The organism is Paenibacillus jamilae (assembly GCF_050482105.1).
Lineage (GTDB): Bacteria > Bacillota > Bacilli > Paenibacillales > Paenibacillaceae > Paenibacillus > Paenibacillus jamilae_B.
Genome location: NZ_JBCNHI010000011.1, coordinates 417,457 through 436,182, shown reverse-complemented (window position 1 = coordinate 436,182; position 18,726 = coordinate 417,457). Strand labels below are relative to the sequence as shown.

Sequence of the window (18,726 nt, the reverse complement as noted above, 5' to 3'; positions counted from 1 at the left end):
CTTAATCTAACCGTTAACTGGCTTTTTCCGGATGTAATGAGACATCGTTGATCGGAGCCATTGAAAATCTTGTTTGGAAATAAGCAGTCTTGGAATTTTCATTTTCAGAACGAATTTAACATTACATAAAATGAAAACGAACCGTAAAATCCCCGAAGACAGCATTGCTATCCCTGCACCCGTCAATCCATATCTCGGCACAAGTATGGACAGCAATGGAATGACGAGCGCCAATCCGACACCCTGTAGAATGGTAACCAGCTTGGGCTTACCCAACGCCATAAATTGTTGTGCCAACACCATGGTACCTCCACTGATAGCAACCTCGAGCACTAGAAACCGGAATACCGTAAGCGCTTGTTTAAACTCTTGGCCATATAACAATGTAAATACGAACGGAGCAATCAGCATTAACATCACCGCAGCCAAAAAGGTTGCCGTTGAAGTGATTCGAAATGCCCGAAATGTGATGGCCACCGCCTCTTCCTTATCCAGACCGGAGGCTTTGGGAAACAGTACGACAATGATTGAGGTTGAAAATACATTCACCATCCGGGCCAGGCTGACCGCTACCGCATATAAACCGAGGTCAGCGGGCCTGAGCAGACCCGCAATCAAAATCTGGTCAATATAAGTGGACACCTGCCCCATGAGATCATTCCCGTATGAGCCCATACCGTAGGTAAAGAGATTCTTAAATTGCGTCCAGCTGTTCTTCACCTTCGGTTTGTACAGCCGAATCATTCGTATCGTGACGCCGACATAGATCGGCAAGCCTGGCAGTAAGTAGGCTAATGCTGAGGTGTACGGATTCATAGTCCCCGTCAGGATCAGAATTACCAGACCCAGCAGCGTACTTAGGGGTACCAGATACCGGAATAAATTGTACTGTTTATATTCCGAGCGAACTTGAAGCAACGCATTATTGATCTGTGAAATCGCTATGAGTGGACACATCATCATGGAGCACTGCGCGAAAAGTATGACCGATGCAGAAAAAGAGCGCAGCCAATAAGGAATTAGAAATACTCCGATGAGTGTCGCCATCCCCCCGAACACCGTAGCCAGCAGCAAGGCCAAGCCATACAGCTTGCCCGTTTCCTCAGGCTTCCTTTTGGCATTGTAAATCAATGCAGACGGAACACCGAAGCTCATGCAGAAGGCAAGAAATTGGGACCAGTTCACCATCGCTGTCTGTTCCCCGCGTCCAGTAGGACCCAAGAATCGTGCCGTCAGCACACCAGTCAGCATATTCACAACGAGAATCAGCATACTGAATATCATCGTTTTTACTGCTGCAGAGCTGTTATCCTTGCTTTTGGCAAACCGAATCACCGTGGACCATAGTGTCCGGACAGGTGCGGATAATGCTTGTAAGTTTTGCACAGCCTTTACCTTCTTTCCGCGATGACGTCTTTTGCCCATAGTCCTATTCCGATCATCATCCAGATCAAATAGCCGCGCATACCGGGAAAACCATTATCCGATATGAGACTGGCTACAGCTCCGGCCCATGTAGCCAACGCCAGTCTGATATAAGGCTGACTGGAATTCCGTTCGGCAATACGGACGAGAAGGCGCTTGATGATAACGAACAGACCACCGAAGAAAAAGAATGCTCCGCAAATACCGAAGGTGAGGAAAATGGCAATATATCCATTATCCATAATCCCAAGTTCACCGAGATCGCCGCCGTTATCAAGCTTGGTTCCGATTCCTACACTCCCGATCCCCTGCCCGACCGGATTGCTAGTAATCGCCGGAAGCATCGTATGCAGTAAATCCAAACGTTCGTTATACGAATGATCCTGTTGAATATCTGTCAACGTCTGCATGCGAGCCACCAAACCTTCTGCCCCCGGAAGTTTTGGAACGATGATGTAGAGAAGAAGGCCGACGATAGCCAGTTGAAACAGGGTCTTCCACTTTCCTTTGGAGGATGAGCTGAGAATATAAGCCAGCAACATGACGAATGCAATCAGCCAGGCTGAACGTACGAGCGTGACCAAGAGACAAACGACTGTCAGCAGGATTCCAATCCATCCCAAAGTGCCTCGCCACCGTTTTTCCATCAGCATCGGTACAAGTGCCATTGCCAGGAAAATAGCGCATGGACCGGGCGAGTTCATGGAAGAAAATACTCTGATTTGAAGCGGTTCCGGCACACCAATGGAATTCATTTCCACATGATTCATCCAAAATGCATCCCAAGGAGGCACCGTCAAGTACTGAATAATGCCGTATATCGCTACAAGAACAGCGATGTTGGCGTATGAATACAGTAGTCGGTCCAGCTCCCTTGCTTTCATAGGCTTAATCGCAAGATAAGGCAATAGAAGCAAAGGGACCACATAGTTGGCCAAATCATAAGCAAAAACAATACCATTTTTAAATAACCCGACCACACTTCCGTAGGCCAATTCTATGCCAAAAAATACAGCAATTCGGGTTAATGGCTTTTCCGCCAGATGAATCCCCCGCAGCACAGAAATAATCAACATGCTGCTTACTAGCAGCGGCGCCACGCTCAGCAAGGACACCGAGTGATACGTTCCCTCCAACCAATCTGCAATACGGCGGATTTCCGGGCCTACTGCCCACACCACCAGTGTGTAAGGAATCAGAAGCCGTGATTGCAAGATCGCCAGCAGGAAGGCCGGAAAAACGATCGCCAGCAATATAGCCGCCTGCTGGCTCATGGTGGGATTCATTTTGGCGCTGGCAAATCCGATGGCGAGTGGCAGCATACAAGCCAGCACCCCAAGCCCGATCATGCCGATTCCACGCCGATTTCCTAGCCAGAAGGAAAGCTGCTGATCTGCCAACCGACTCATGTTTCTCACCCCTGGCCTCCCTTCATCCGCTTCCGCTTGAACATCTCTTTAAACAGCAGAACGAGGAATTGGGAATCCTCAATCAGATATCTTTTCCACAATCGTTTAGGCTCCTGAGACAACCTCCAAAACCATTCAAATCCTGTCTTCTGCATCAGCTCCGGTGCTCTCTTTACATTTCCCGACAGGAAATCAAAGGTCGCTCCCACCCCAATCGAAACTGGAGCACGGTAAGTCTCATAATATCGGTAGATCCATTTTTCCTGCTTCGGTGCTCCTACCCCTACAAAAACGATGTCTGGGCGAGCCTCTTGAAGCAACTGGATAATGTATTTGTTCTCCTCTTCGTTTTTCTCAAAACCATAAGAGGGAGAATAGCAGCCTACTACATTCATGTTTGGATAGGATTCCTGGAGATTGAGCATAGCCTTCTCAGGAATACCGTCAGCTGCACCCAGAAAAAATAATCGATAGCCTCGATCCTCAAAAGCCTCTCCAAGCCGGGTGAACAAGTCGGACCCTGACACCTTTTGTTTGAGGGGCTTTTTCAGTAACTTGGACGCCCAAATGATAGGCATACCATCGGCCACTACAGCTCCGGCATCCGAATAAACCTTGCGGAATTCATCATCCTTGCGAAGCTTGATCACATGATCGACATTACAGGTCAAAATGTAGGAATGACGCTGATGCTCAATAGAAGTATCTATAAATTCGAGTAGATCATTAAAATCGTAATTATCAAAGTTGACATCGAACATGTTCACTCTGCTCATCGTATCACTTCTCTTTGCGAAAATCGGTTTGAGTAGATGTCTGGTATAATGCGTTCAAATACCAGCAAAACGGAATAATCATCTGAACCGTCGACAACGTATTATCTGAAAACGAGTAGATCAGAAAACCTGCAATTAAACTTGCAAAATAAGGTTTGATAGACTTGGCAAGTGACCGGTAAATAAGAGCGAACACGATCAGTAATGACAGCATTAATAGCCCGCAACCGATATATCCGGTATCAAAATAAAATCGTATATACTCGTTATGCGGTACAACAAAACCATTGAATAACGTCCCGTCGTTCGCAACCGTTACCGCGCCAAGACCTCTGCCTGACCAAGGGTAATCATGTACTCTGTTCAAAAAATATTCCCATGCCTCCGAGCGTCCCGATAGGTCAATGCCTGTGTCGGTCTCCCGTTCGAAGGAGCGTTTTTTTAAATTGTTCCATTGTAGGGCCACCGCCCCCAGAGCAACCAAAAACGATCCGGCCAGCGGTAGCAAATAATTGACTTTTCCCTTGAGGTACTGACGGGCAATATCAAACAGATACACAGCAAACATTAATAGCAATGCCAGAATCGGCCCACGTGTACCGGTGGCGATCAGGATTAGAAAGTTCAGGGCCAACACCGTGTAATAAAAAGCAGCTTGCCTAGGTTTGCGCTTGACCTCAATCAGAGAGACGGCAATTCCGAGAAAGGAGAGCATTGCCAAATGCGGCGGTATATTCGCTCCTTGTACTCTGACTGCGCCCGTAAATTCCACATCTGTAAACGAATGCAGCCCTAAAACCTGTAAGCCTAATCCAATGACCACACTAATAATCGGCAACAGACTAATCAGTCGAATATGCTTTTCTGCCACATCCCTTTTCCACTGAATCAGTAAAAAAAAGAAGGGGAGTGAAAGTCCCACGAACGCCTTCACGGCAATCGAGGTCGTTAACAAAGGCAGCCATGCTGAAAATCCAAATGTAATCCCCAGCATGATCACCAATGCCCAGACCGGATAGCTGAACTTGAGACGAATGCCATATACGAGCATGCACGGCACTAGCAGAGCCAAAATGCCCAATTTGTACAATGACAATATCTCAATGCCGAACACGCCGCCCTGATACAGAGAATCGACTGAGACTGCTGTGCTTAGCAAAACTGCATAGCTAATGCGCTCAGGATGATGGATAGAAACAGCCAACAAAAGCAGCAAGCATACCGCTGCAATACTGACCACAGGTTGATAGGTAGCCGCTATTCCTACAGCAAGAGCGCCCAGTAGAAAAATAAAAACATGCTGTATGGTATTTATTCTAGAAGTCCAAGGATAGTTACTCATGTTTAATTTTTCACCCCGCAGCTGACTCGCTTTTCCGGTTGCGCAGTGTATCCAGCGTTCCGCGGATATTTTCAAGCCTGCACCGGTTTAACAGCTTCCTGCCCTCAGTACGTGCCAGCAGGGAATCCACCGTGATGTATAACACTTTAGCTGCCACTTTCGCCATTAGCATTGCGTTGCCGCGTAGACCAACAGCCTGAGCAGCATTAGACATGCCCTGGCAATAGTAGCGGTTCAGAATCCATTCTCTCGTTAATCGTGAAGCCGGAACAAAATGTTCTACAGCCATGTGCGGATGATACATAATCGTTCCACCATTTTTACGGATTTGCTCGAATACCCACGATTCCTCACCAGATAATAGGATATCTCCCTTTCTACCCAGGTGGAGCGGGAACATGACGGCGGCGAAAGCCGTTTTGCGCATAGCCATATTCGCTCCAAACGGATTCAGTCCCGCCGGATATTCACAGACGGATTTCCCCAGATCAATAATCGTGTAAGGCAGTTCAAGCGGGCCTGTCAACCAGCTCGGCCGCTCCGTCTCAAACATAGGATCAATTTTCCCACCCATAGCTGTTAGCTCGGGATTGTTGCCAAAGGCCGACATAATTGTTTGCAGCCATGTAACACACGGAATTGCATCATCATCCAGAAAAGCAATGACGTCTGCTTTTGATAACGTAATGCCCGCATTACGAGCGGCAGACAATCCTTGTTCGCGCTCATAATGATACCGAAGGTGAATGTCTTGACCATGCGCAACGGTAAATCTTTTGATCGTCGCTGCTGTATGATCGGTGGAACGATTATCGACCACAATGATCTCAGCCAGTGCAAGGTCTTCCAGCTTCAGCAAAGACATTAACGTTTTCTCCAGCAGGTCCGCCCGGTTATAGGTGCAAATAACAACGGACACTGCGGGAAATCGCTTGAATGCATCCATCAGTAAGCATCCTTCGAGAACAGCATCTTAACGCCTGTTTTCATGATGATTTTCAGATCGAGCCACGTATTGCGAACATGAATATACTTCAAATCCATTTGCACCATTTCTTCGAAGCCTACACTGTTACGTGCGCTCACCTGCCAGTAACCCGTACACCCCGGTGTTACAATCAGGCGCTGCTTGTCATAATCAGAGTATTGTTCGACCTCGCTAGGCAACGGCGGTCGCGGACCGACTAAAGTCATGTCTCCAACCAACACATTCCATAGCTGCGGAATCTCATCAATACTCGTCTTGCGCAGAAAACTGCCAATTTTCGTGATCCGAGGATCGTTCTTAATTTTGAACATGGCGCCGCTCACTTCATTCAGCTCCATCAAGTCCTTTTTCAGTTCCTCGGCATTGGACACCATTGAACGGAATTTATACATATTGAACAACTTCTCATTCTTGCCCACCCGAATTTGCTTGAAAAATACACTTCCCTTTGGGTCTTCGAGCTTAATCAAAATGCCCACTACTGCAAAAAGTGGAAGCAAGACGATTAAGCCCACGAAAGACAGCAGCATATCAAGGAGGCGTTTTGTGACCAGGTAGGACGTTTTATCCTGAATTTGTGTATTCCCGTATGGCATGTAAAACGCTTTACCTGACATGACAGCCTCGCCATCCTCCGGTAAATTTTCCATGCTCATGCTGACGTACCTCCTCTCAACCCGCTGTGGTTGCTTTCTCGGTCTTTTTCAGCCATTCATTCATGGCCTCCATCACTGGATACTTCAAATCATCGCTGGCAAGCGCAAATTCAAGAGTGGTTAAAATATATCCAAGACGTTCACCTACGTCATAGCGTGTGCCTTCAAAGTCATAGGCGTACACACGTTCACTCTGATTCAGCTTTTGGATTGCGTCCGTCAACTGAATTTCGCCGCCAGCTCCTTTTTCCTGAAGATCAAGATATTTGAAAATTTTCGGTGAGAACACATAACGACCCATAATAGCCAAATCGGATGGGGCTGTGCCTGGAGCCGGTTTTTCAATAAAGTTATTTACTCGGTACAATCGTCCGTCCTGCTGATCCGGTTCAATGATGCCGTACCGGTTCGTGAATTCCTGTGGTACCCGCTGCACGCCAATAACAGAGTTTTGTGTTTCCTCATATTGGTCCATCAGTTGGCGCAGGCAAGGTTTCTGACCTGTTACAATATCATCGCCCAGCAGCACACCAAATGGCTCGTCCCCGATAAAACGTCTTGCGCACCATACCGCATGTCCAAGGCCTTTGGGTTCTTTCTGGCGAATGTAATGGATTTCTACTCCCGAAGAACGCTGTACTTCCTCCAGAAGCTTCAGCTTACCGTCCTCGAGCAGTTTTGATTCCAGTTCAAATGCGTTGTCAAAGTGATCCTCAATGGCACGTTTACCTTTACCCGTAACGATAATAATGTCCTCGATACCGGAAGCAATGGCTTCCTCCACGATATATTGAATCGTGGGCTTATTGATAATCGGAAGCATTTCCTTAGGCATTGCTTTGGTAGCAGGGAGGAAGCGCGTTCCCAAACCTGCTGCTGGAATAATGGCCTTCTTCACTTTTTTCATCATCGCACTCATTCTCCTTGCTTCATCGAATTTTGGTGTTGCTTACTTCACCTGATTCATCACAATTCCAACCAGCGTCGCACTGGCCTGCTCCATGAGTTGCTTGGTTTTGCGTAGATCTTCCCGTTTGGTTCGGCCATGTCTGGCAGCGAGAATCACACCATCCGTCAAGCCTGCAATCAGGCGAGCATCCGTATAATCCAGCGCTGGCGCCGAATCGAGCAAGATGATGTCATATTCACGTTTGAGTTCTTCCAACAGCTCTGCCATGCGTTCGCTACCGAGCAGATCTGCCGCGTTATATAGACTGTCCCCACCAGGAACAACCGATAGCTCCAGTCCACCATGTCTAACGATAGATTTGGAAGAAGCCCCACCGCGCAAATAAGCCGATAGACCTCCGGCATTCTCCATTCCGAATATCTCGTGCAGCGCTGGTTTATGCAGATTGCAATCCACCAGAGCCACCTTCTTGCCTTCTTGGGCAAAGGAAACTCCGATGTTGGCAATCAGTGTTGTTTTCCCCGCTCCGCTTTCCGGCGAGGTTAACAAAAGAACCGTCCCACGGTCCTTTTGCCCGACCACCTGCTGCCGGATGTATGTACGGAGGGATCGAAATGATTCCGAGATATACGATGATGGATTACTTTCTGTAATCAACATGTCATTCAATCGCAGCATATTTACGCTCCCCTACCCGTTCTTTGGAATTTCCGGCCACTCCATCGATGTCCTTCTTGCGAATGACGGGAATCGATGCAATTACCGGAATGCCGATGTCTGCATCCGCTTCTTTTTCCGTGCGCAGCGTGCCGTTAATGCTTTCCAGGAACACAATCGTGCCCAGCGCAATCATCAGCGATACGAGAAAACTAATCGCAATATTCATGAGCGGATTCCCATTAATCGGGTCAGGATTGGCTTGCGGGTCCGCTTCATTTAAAATTTTCACATTATTTAATTCCATCAATCCCGGAACCGTCTGCACGAATTTCTGGGTTACTGCGTTTACAACCGCTGCGGCCTGGGGATAATTCCCTGCCTCAAACGTCAAGCCGATTACCTGACTTTTATCCGAGGATTTAATTTGCAGCTTCTCTGCCAGCTTTTGCGACGTCAAATTAAACTCAGGATGAGTCGCTACCACAGCGTCCATAATTTTAGGCGAAGTGAGAATTTGCTTGTAGCTTTCCACCAAATTAAGACTTGTGTTGACGTCATTCAGATTGTTACTCCCCTGCTTGGCGGAAATATGATTCACCAGCAGTTGGCTTGAGGCGGAGTAGACTGGCTTTACGACATTGTCGCTCACAATGTAAGTTGTTACGCATGAGAGAATGACAAAAATCGCAATCAGCCACAATCTTTTTTTGATCAGGACTAGATAATCCAAAATGGTTTTCTCCACAAAAATCCTCCCTCCCATACGATTTCTCTTCTTATTTTAAGTATGATCTAATTGTAACAATCCGTTGTATGGACGACATGGAACCGGACGGCACTTTCTCCCTCACTACAGGGGAAGGGGGATGTATACTTTTGGACACGGCATGGTATACTTTTGTACCATACTTTGTCGATTGTGGAAAAATAAAAGCAAAAAAGCCTTAAAACCACCAAGTTTGGTGATTTCAAGGCTTTTTCTACTTTTCCCCTACCACTCGCATATAAAATTATTGCGTAGCCTATGGGGTTAGCGCATCATCATATTTGTTGGCTCATACTTCGCCAGACCAATCGCATTGGCATACAATGCTGCCTGCGTACGATCTGCCAGTCGCAGCTTGGCCAATATCTGACTGACATGCTTTTTGACGGTGAACTCACTGATAAACAACCTGGATGCTATTTCACGATTGCAAGCCCCTTGCCCCAGTTCGACCAGCACTTCCTTTTCCTTTGGTGTCAGGTCGTCTGTGAGATTGCCCGCATCTTCACGCAGCTTATTTTCGAGAATAGCCGGATCATAATATTTGCGTCCTTTGTTGACAAGATGAATCGCGTAAATTAATTCCTCAGGCAGAGCCTCTTTAAGCACATAACCGTCCACCGAGGCTTCCTCAGCTTTTAGAAAATCTTCACGTGTTGCAGAAGAGGTTAGCAAAATAAATTTACTTCTAAACCCGCGTCCGCGCGCTATCTTGATAATATCCAGACCTGATTCATCAGCTAATTTCAAATCCAGCAGCACCAAATCCGGATCCGTTTCTTCGATCACTACAAGTGCTTCCTGTTGATTCTGGGCCTCTCCCGCGAACTGAACATTGGGCTGCATGGATATAACCGCAGCGAGTCCTTTCCGTACTAAAGGATGATCATCGACAATGACAATTTTCATGATTCGGCCTCCTGTCTACAGTTCAGGATTTGCATAATCCCTATGTATCCGATTGTTACCGCAGATTTTGTATTGCAGAATGTTCACACATTGTATTCAAGGATTTTGTATAACCCTCATTCATAAGTATTTACCGGAATGGACAATCGGATTTGTGTTCCCTCTCCGATCCGACTTGAAATATCAAATTCGCCTCCCATCGATTGAGCTAAATATTCCATATTCATCATGCCCAGGCCCCCGCCTGCACTGACCGCCTCACCTCCTGCTACCATTCTCGCCGTCTCAAATCCTACTCCGTCGTCATGAATAGACAGTCTAATCACTTGGGGCGTCAATTTTAACTTCACATCAATTCGCTTGGCCAATCCATGACGGATTGCGTTCCCCGCCGCTTCGGAAATGATGCGGAACAAAGCCTTTTGGTACAAATACGGAAGTGAATAATGATCACCATGAATGTCAAAATCAATTTGTACATGGTTCAGCCTGGAGAGTGTATGCAGATGACTTTTCACCGTACCTAACCAAGTTGAGCCTCCGCTTTTTTTCGAGCTTAGACTATGAATTGCCCCTTTCAGCTCTCTAACCGCTTGGTTAGCCGATTGCTGAATTAAATCAATTTGTTCCTCCACCTGCTCCTTAGGCTGATGGCACCAAGTCTGCCGGAGAGAATGTGTTGCGTATACAATACCAAAAAGACTTTGTGACACATTGTCATGCATTTCATTTGCAATCCGGTTCTGCTCATTCGTCACAATCAACTGGTTCTCAATACGTTCCAGCTCATAGCGCTCCAAAAACACAGCACTCAGCTCAGCCAAGAATATCAGTTGTTGTACGAGCCAGCGTCTCCCCGTCAAACTTTGATCCGGTCCCAGCTTGAGACCAATTGTCGCTACAAAGCGGGTCGTCATCGGTACGGTAATCATGAGAAAGTCGCCCCATTCCGGCAGATGTCTAAAAAATGGTTCGCGTTCTTCCCTGAACTCCTCCCGATAATTCACCAATTCTTCGAATAGCTGCTCTTCTTCCTCTACCGTCCAGCCTGTCTGGCTGCTTGCCGGTGCATCTTCCTCCTGACTATCCAGCCAGAAAAATGCACGGCTCTGCTTGGTTAGCTTGACAGTATAATCCGAGATGACCTGCCCCAAATTTAATGCCTCATTATGGCTGGTCGTCTCCATGATATGGTATATCGACTTGATATGATCCATCGTCTCATTGGCTTGTTCTTTGGCCACCTTCAGTTCGTCCTTCATGACGCGAATAACCTGCATTGCCATTGTGGTGACGATCAATACTAGGAACAAATTAATGTTCTGCAATATAAGATCCCACAAAAAATATTGACCTGGTGTAAAAAAGGTATAACAAAATGTGAGCACCAAACCGATATAAGAAAGTAGGAGCGTCCAGCTGTACCTCATAGATAGATGAGCACAAGCTACCAGCATGGGAGTAATCACATACCATTTGAACGGGCTATTGATCCCTCCGGTCGGGAATAATAGCAAAATGATCCCTGCGGTTTCTAGTGCAATACTGCACTTCAATACCATATCATGAAGTCTGTATTTACGGTAAATCCAAGTAAATGCTGTAACGGATAAAAATAGAAAAACAATTAGTATTAGCTTCTGCCATACCATTAATCTAGATGTTTCGAACAGAAAAACAAGTGACGTTAAAGATAATGATACATAACGGTATAAAAAAATCATTTTGTCTTCTGCTGACTTCTTCAACTTCATCCTGTCACCCTATTCTGTGTTTTGAAGGGACGATGGGCATATTAGGTTTGTTTGTGTACTCTAAAAAAATCATAACCAATCCAAAAATAAATAACAAGACATAAACTCTTACGTAAACGGTTACATTCCAAAAAATTTGGTACTTTTTATAACATATTTACCGTTTCAGGAAAACATTTTGGGGGTAATGTCAGAATTTATAACGTTTGTCAAGGTAATAAATCACATTTTCGTAAACCTAAAAAAGACTTGCTGGTACCGCCGCGATGATAACAGTGGTATTCAGCAAGTCCTTTTCGTAAATTTGGGAATCTACTTTTTAGCCCCCGGCACGCGCCAATTCACGCATGTTGGCTTCAAATGCTGCCAGTAGAGCCTCATCCCCGCTCAAACCGGTTGCCTCTTCTTTTTGGATCTGTTCAACCATACGCTTGTAATCCTTTGGAATTACCCGTACAAATTGCTGAATCGCAGTCTGCCACTCATCCAAAATACGTTGACCCGCTTCACTACCCGTGTAAGTGACATGGCGCTGAATCATGCCGCGTAAATCCGCTGCTTCTGCAGGGTCTTCCACATCTTCCAGCAGCACCATTTCCAGGTTGCAACGGCTCAAAAACGTTCCCTCAGGATCATAGACGTATGCAATACCTCCAGACATCCCGGCTCCAAAGTTCCGTCCGGTTCCGCCCAATACGGCTACACGTCCGCCCGTCATGTATTCGCAGCCATGATCACCAACGCCCTCCACAACAATACGTGCGCCGGAATTGCGAACGGCAAAGCGTTCGCCTGCGATTCCGCTAATATAAGCTTCACCACTGGTCGCTCCATACAAGGCTGTATTGCCGATAATAATGTTCTCTTCTGCCTTGAAGGTTGCTTTGTGAGATTTCTTTACAATAACTTTACCGCCAGATAGCCCTTTACCGACATAGTCATTGCTATCGCCTTCCACGCTGAGCGTGATGCCTTTTGGAATAAACGCTCCGAAGCTCTGGCCTGCTGATCCAATGAAGTTAAAGCGAATCGTATCCTCAGGCAGACCCGCCGCTCCATACTTACGTGTAACCTCGCTGCCCAGAATCGTACCTACCGCCCGATTCACGTTAGTAATAGGCAAGGTACCCTCCACAGGCGTTCCGCTCTCCAGTGCTTCCGCAGCCATCGGTACGAGTTTCTGCATATCCAGTGTTTCTTCCAGTCCGTGGTTTTGGCGCTGTACGCGGTAACGTACACTTCCATCTTCCAACTCAGGAACATGCAGCAGCAAGCTCAGATCTACGCCCTTCTTCTTCCAGTGCGTATCGGCGTTCACGGTATCCAGACAATCCGTACGACCGATCATTTCCTGAATTGTGCGGAAGCCCAACTCCGCCATGATTTCACGGACATCTTCTGCGATGAAACGCATAAAATTCACCACATGGGCAGGATCACCCATATAATTTTTGCGCAACTCGGGATTCTGCGTAGCCACACCCACCGGACAAGTATCCATTTGGCATACCCGCATCATAATACAGCCCAGCGCCACGAGCGGCGCTGTGGAGAAGCCGTATTCTTCCGCGCCCAACAGGGCAGCTACGACCAAATCACGTCCAGACAGCATTTTACCGTCTGTCTCCAGTACCACGCGGTCGCGCAGGTTGTTCAGCATAAGCGTCTGATGCGTCTCAGCCAGCCCCAGCTCCCACGGCATACCCGCATGGCGGATGGAGCCTTGCGGGGAAGCGCCAGTACCACCGTCATAACCGCTGACCAGAATAATGTCAGCACGGCCTTTGGCTACCCCTGTCGCAATGGTGCCTACACCTACCTCAGATACCAGTTTTACGTTAATGTCAGCACGTGGATTGGCATTTTTGAGATCGTAGATAAGCTCTGCCAAATCCTCGATAGAATAAATATCGTGATGCGGCGGTGGCGAAATCAGGCCTACGCCTGGCGTTGAACCGCGTACCTCGGCGACCCAAGGGTATACCTTACGTCCTGGCAATTGTCCACCTTCGCCCGGTTTTGCGCCTTGCGCCATTTTGATCTGAATTTCATCAGCGTTCACCAAATAATTTGATGTTACACCAAAACGTCCTGACGCTACCTGCTTGATCGAACTACGACGTGAATCACCATTAGCATCCGGGATGAAACGCGCAGGGTTCTCCCCGCCCTCACCCGTGTTGCTTTTGCCACCAATCCGATTCATTGCAATCGCCAAATCTTCATGTGCTTCCTGGCTAATGGAGCCAAAGGACATAGCTCCTGTTTTAAAGCGGCGCATAATCGATGCAGCAGATTCCACTTCATCCAGCGGCACAGGCCCTCCAGCAGGCTTCAATTGAAGCATAGAGCGAATTGTCAAATACTGTTCGGATTCACCCTGTACCAGCTTGGTGTACTTCTTGTAAAGCTCGTAGTCTCCTGAGCGAACGGACTGCTGGAGCAAATGCACCGTCTGCGGGTTAAACAAATGCTCTTCTCCATCGTTGCGCCACTGGTATTCGCCGCCCGAATCGAGCACCTTGTCATTGCCATCCTTGTCGGTAAAAGCACGGTTATGATGGGCCAGTGCTTCCATTGTCACTTCCTCCAGACCAATACCGCCAATGCGGGAAGGTGTCCAGGTGAAGTAACGGTCAACAAAATCCTGCTTTAGACCTACGGCCTCGAAAATTTGCGCTCCACGGTACGACTGAATCGTGGAAATACCCATTTTGGATAATATTTTAACGACACCCTTAGTTGCCGCTTTAATATAATTTTTAACTGCCTTTTCGTGCGAAATGCCGCGCAGCAAGCCCTGTTGAATCATAACATCCAGCGTTTCAAACGCCAGATATGGATTAACCGCGCTCACACCGTAGCCCAAAAGCACCGCATAATGGTGAATATCTCTTGGCTCTCCGGATTCCAGCAAAATGCTCACACGTGTGCGTGTACCCTGCTTAATCAGATGGTGATGCAGGCTGGAAACAGCCAGCAACGCCGGAATGGCCGCATTTTCTGCATCCACTCCACGGTCAGACAGAATCAAAATATTATGACCTTTGTCAATGACACGGTCAGCCGCCTCAAACAGTCCTTCCAGCGCCTTGCGTAGGCCCTCAGCACCTTCTTTTGCTTCAAAGAAGATCGGAATGGTCATGGATTTGAAGCCTGGACGATGTACATGACGAATTTTGGCAAACTCTTCATTTGATAGCACTGGCGAATCCAACCGAATCTGACGACAGCTTTCCGGTTCAGGATGCAGTAAATTGCGCTCTGGTCCGATCGTCGTTGCAGTTGATGTCACTATTTCTTCACGAATGGCATCAATCGGCGGGTTGGTAACCTGAGCAAACATTTGTTTAAAATAATTGTACAAACGTTGCGGACGGTCAGACAATACTGCCAGTGGAGCATCATACCCCATTGAGCCAATCGGTTCCGCACCTGTAAGTGCCATCGGCTCCAGAAGCTTGCACAGCTCTTCAAATGTATATCCAAAAGCGAGCTGCAGTTGATTTACATTTTCATGTTTCGGCTCTGGCTGTTCCAGTGCTTCAGGCAGCTCTTCCAAATCAATCAAATGCTCATCCAGCCACTGCTGATAAGGTTCTTCGGATGCGATGCGTTCCTTCAACTCTTCATCAGAAACGATGCGGCCTTCCTGGGTATCCACCAGTAGCATACGCCCTGGACGGAGACGATCCTTATAAAGTACATTTTCAGGAGCAATATCCAATACGCCCGCCTCAGACGACAGTGCAATCAGATCGTCCTTGGTCACATAGTAACGTGCAGGACGCAGGCCGTTGCGGTCAAGAATTGCCCCGATTTGAATACCGTCTGTAAACGCCATCGCAGCAGGTCCGTCCCACGGCTCCATCATGGTGCTGTGATATTCATAAAATGCCCGCTTCTTCGGGTCCATGGTTTCATGTTTGTTCCAAGGCTCAGGCACCATCATCATAGCTACATGAGGAAGCGAACGTCCACTCAGATACAGAAACTCCAGCGTATTATCAAACATGGCTGTATCCGAGCCATCCGGGTTGATGACCGGTTTTACCTTCTTGATATCGTTGCCAAACGCTTCGCTTTCAAACTGTGCCTGACGCGCATGCATCCAGTTGACGTTGCCGCGCATAGTATTAATTTCACCGTTATGAATCATAAAACGATAAGGATGCGCACGGTCCCAGCTCGGGAACGTATTCGTGCTAAAACGGGAATGGACCAGCGCAATCGCCGATGTCACCCGCTCATCCTGCAAATCCAAATAAAATTTGCCTACCTGCTCGGTTGTCAGCATTCCTTTGTATACAACCTTGCGACATGACAAACTTGGAATATAGAACGACTCACCATTCATATCTTCTTGGTTATACCGAATAGCAAGCTCTGCACGTTTACGAATGACATACAGTTTCCGTTCAAAGTCCAGTTCTTCCTTCAAATCGCTACTGCGACCGATGAACACCTGACGTACGCCAGGTTTAGCTGCTTTTGCCGATTTACCCAGCATTTCGTCATAAGTTGGAACATCGCGAAAGCCCAAACAGTTTTGGCCTTCGTCCACAATGATTTCTCTAAGCTTCTGCTCATGCATCTCACGAACTTTTGGATCATTGGATACGAAAAGCATACCCACGCCATATTGTCCGGCCTTTGGCAATTTAAAGCCCAATCGCTCCGCTTCCTCTTGAAAGAACAGATGAGGAACCTGAATCATGATCCCCGCTCCGTCACCGGAGTTTGGCTCACTTCCCTGACCGCCCCGATGCTCCATGTTTACGAGCATGGTCAAAGCCTGACTTACAATATCGTGCGATGGTTTTCCCTTGATGTGGGCAACAAAGCCCATGCCGCAGGCGTCTTTTTCGAATTGGGGATCATATAGTCCCTGTTTGGGTGGTAAACCTGTCTGTCTCATGGAACGCAACCTTTCTGTTATAAAGTCATGCTGGCCTGATATACAGGCGACCGAATAGAAGACAGTGGCAACAAGAGGTAAATCAAAGAACAACTACGAGGAATGGGGGACAAAAACATAAGACGTATTCAAGGCGGTACGGTCCGCCGAATGCGTATGTTTTTCAATAATTATGCAATGGCTTGACTTGAAAAACACGTCGATTCCACTGATGAATCTAATTAGTTCTATCATTTTATCATTGACCTATCGTGTTAGCAATTCAAAGTTTTTATGATTGTGATAATAAATCTTTTACATTACAGCTTCAACGTAACAATGCAATAATATATCATTTTTATGTATAAATATTCATTAAAAAAGTCAGCCTTTTCTATTCAACAAGGAACAGAAACGGCTGACAAAGGAATTTTGAATTTTGATGTCATACGGACCATCATGTATATTTCCGCAAATCGATGATACGTATTAAAATTCGAGACTTTCGCCTGGCTTCAATGCTTTCCCTTCAATGCCTTCTTTATGAAGCCGATCACAGAAGCCGTCTCCGTCCTGCTCTATGCCAGGAAAAGTATTGTAATGCACCGGTATCACGCGGCTTGCCCGCAGCCATTTTGCTGCCAGCAAGGCATCCTCCGGTCCCATTGTATAACCGTCTCCGATCGGCAATACTGCGGCATCGATAGAATTCGTTTCTCCAATGAGACGCATATCGCCAAACAAGCCCGTATCCCCTGCATGGAAAAATGTTTTGCCTCCCATGGTCAATAAAATCCCCGCTGGCTCTCCCATGTAGATGGTTTGTCCGTTCACCGTCAAAGAGGAGCTGTGGAACGCCAGCGTAAACTTCACGTGAAAACCATCAAATTGGTGACCACCACCCAGGTTCATACCGTGGGCTTTGGTTCCCAAGGATGAACAATATTCAGCTAGTTCCGCCACCGCGATCACAGGGCAATCATTGCGCTTGGCAATTTCGACTGCATCACCAAAATGATCGGCATGACCATGTGTCAACAGCACTGCATCCACCTGAATATCTTCGGCCTGTACGGTTGCTTTAGGGTTTCCCGTCAAAAAAGGATCAATAATAATCCGTTTCCCCTCTGCCTCCACCAACACAACTGAATGTCCATAATATGTGATTTTCATACCATTTACGCCTCCTTTGTCACTTTCATTATTTAGGTTACTTTCCTTTACCTATTATACCTCTTATGCATACCAGCTTCACCTGCGCACACAAAATACGCTCACAAAGTTGCATCCTGTTGTTTAGAAAAGGCTGTTATTTGTCGCTTTTGGGATTTATACCAAATGATCATTTATAAAAGGTATGATGACCGATTGTCTTCACCTTGGTACGCGAATGATGAACCGTGAGGTCCTGGGCCAACGTAAGCGACAGAAAAAAACAGGTGTTATCAGGCACGGCTTTATGACCATTCAAAGCGGCCGTAACTGCACGGATGCAATCCTGGTTAGGCTGAACACGACGAAGACGCCCGTTCGCAACCGGACTAAATTGCGCTTTTTGATAAATCACTGCCTGAATCGTATCGGGAAATGAGGCTGACCGCAGCCGGTTTAAGACAACATTGGCAACTGCCACTTTGCCTTCGTACGGTTCGCCTTCTGCTTCTGCCATCACTATTTTTTGCAGCAGGAGCAGTTCTTTAGCGGAGACAGGATAGCTCCAGGTAGACAACGCCTTGTCATCCTGAGTGAGCATTTTTGTCTTCGTAAAGTAGATGGTTGTAGGAGGGGTTAGGATTGCGGACTTGCTATGCTGGACCTCAGGCTTGTTTTTGCCTGTAGCAACGTTATTCCGAGCTTGTTCCACCTGCTTCATCTGGGAAGCGGGTAACGGAGTCGGCATGATTTCTTTCCAGCTTGGCTGCCCATGAGCAGCGACAAAGATGGGGCTTGTCCTGTTTGACCCGTTATGGGTCCCCATCCTGTCGCCATATGTAGGAACTGAATTGTTCCCTGACCAGCTCAGAGATTTCATAGGTGCATTTTTATGATTATTCTGTGTTTGCTGAACCTCAGCGTAGAGGCCTATCCCCAATATACAAACAAGCAGCACACTCAAAAGAGGTGCAAACCAACGATGTTCTTTAACGATTTCCATAATGTTCCTCCCGTTAACTTTAAGCACATTCCTCAGATATGTAACCCAAAATGCGCTTTTTGAATAACGCTGAAACACT

14 protein-coding genes are annotated in these 18,726 nt (G+C 47.0%); all 14 read right to left on the bottom strand.

Features of this window, described 5'->3' with window-relative positions; genetic code table 11:
* Nucleotides 1-6: 6 nt before the first annotated feature.
* Nucleotides 7-1,386, bottom strand: coding sequence for a lipopolysaccharide biosynthesis protein (locus tag ABEW32_RS09205; RefSeq protein WP_430186753.1), 1,380 nt, complete (start codon nt 1,384-1,386; stop codon nt 7-9).
* 5 nt (nt 1,387-1,391) lie between these two features.
* Nucleotides 1,392-2,834 (bottom strand): O-antigen ligase family protein, encoded by a 1,443-nt coding sequence (locus ABEW32_RS09200; protein WP_430186751.1) that lies wholly within the window; start codon nt 2,832-2,834, stop codon nt 1,392-1,394.
* 5 nt (nt 2,835-2,839) lie between these two features.
* Nucleotides 2,840-3,610, bottom strand: a complete 771-nt coding sequence (locus ABEW32_RS09195; protein ID WP_430186749.1) for a WecB/TagA/CpsF family glycosyltransferase — start codon at nt 3,608-3,610, stop codon at nt 2,840-2,842.
* Nucleotides 3,611-3,614: 4 nt separating this feature from the next.
* Complete coding sequence (locus tag ABEW32_RS09190; protein ID WP_430186747.1) at nt 3,615-4,952, bottom strand: O-antigen ligase family protein; 1,338 nt, start codon at nt 4,950-4,952, stop codon at nt 3,615-3,617.
* A 10-nt stretch (nt 4,953-4,962) separates the two neighbouring features.
* The gene (locus tag ABEW32_RS09185; protein ID WP_430186745.1) at nt 4,963-5,898 is read right to left on the bottom strand and encodes a glycosyltransferase; all 936 of its coding nucleotides are present in this window, start codon (nt 5,896-5,898) and stop codon (nt 4,963-4,965) included.
* Nucleotides 5,898-6,596: a sugar transferase gene (locus tag ABEW32_RS09180; protein ID WP_430186743.1), complete on the bottom strand. Its 699-nt coding sequence runs from the start codon at nt 6,594-6,596 to the stop codon at nt 5,898-5,900. Before ABEW32_RS09180 ends, ABEW32_RS09185 begins: the two co-directional genes overlap by 1 nt.
* Nucleotides 6,597-6,612: 16 nt before the next feature.
* Complete coding sequence (gene galU / locus ABEW32_RS09175) at nt 6,613-7,503, bottom strand: UTP--glucose-1-phosphate uridylyltransferase GalU (RefSeq protein WP_025364257.1); 891 nt, start codon at nt 7,501-7,503, stop codon at nt 6,613-6,615.
* Between the two features lie 42 nt (nt 7,504-7,545).
* On the bottom strand, nt 7,546-8,184 hold the full coding sequence (locus ABEW32_RS09170) for a CpsD/CapB family tyrosine-protein kinase (protein ID WP_430186741.1): 639 nt from the start codon (nt 8,182-8,184) through the stop codon (nt 7,546-7,548).
* Nucleotides 8,168-8,911, bottom strand: a complete 744-nt coding sequence (locus ABEW32_RS09165; RefSeq protein WP_013369812.1) for a YveK family protein — start codon at nt 8,909-8,911, stop codon at nt 8,168-8,170. Before ABEW32_RS09165 ends, ABEW32_RS09170 begins: the two co-directional genes overlap by 17 nt.
* A gap of 285 nt (nt 8,912-9,196) precedes the next feature.
* Complete coding sequence (locus ABEW32_RS09160) at nt 9,197-9,841, bottom strand: response regulator (protein WP_430186739.1); 645 nt, start codon at nt 9,839-9,841, stop codon at nt 9,197-9,199.
* A gap of 116 nt (nt 9,842-9,957) precedes the next feature.
* Nucleotides 9,958-11,595, bottom strand: coding sequence for a sensor histidine kinase (locus ABEW32_RS09155; protein ID WP_430186737.1), 1,638 nt, complete (start codon nt 11,593-11,595; stop codon nt 9,958-9,960).
* 319 nt (nt 11,596-11,914) lie between these two features.
* Nucleotides 11,915-16,513 carry a glutamate synthase large subunit gene (gltB, locus tag ABEW32_RS09150; protein ID WP_430186735.1) on the bottom strand — a complete coding sequence of 1,533 codons (4,599 nt, stop codon included), beginning with the start codon at nt 16,511-16,513 and terminating at the stop codon, nt 11,915-11,917.
* A 468-nt stretch (nt 16,514-16,981) separates the two neighbouring features.
* Entirely contained in the window at nt 16,982-17,665 is a 684-nt protein-coding gene (locus ABEW32_RS09145) for a metal-dependent hydrolase (RefSeq protein WP_430186733.1), read from the bottom strand.
* Nucleotides 17,666-17,834: 169 nt separating this feature from the next.
* The gene (locus tag ABEW32_RS09140; protein ID WP_430186731.1) at nt 17,835-18,647 is read right to left on the bottom strand and encodes a cell wall hydrolase; all 813 of its coding nucleotides are present in this window, start codon (nt 18,645-18,647) and stop codon (nt 17,835-17,837) included.
* Nucleotides 18,648-18,726: the final 79 nt, after the last annotated feature.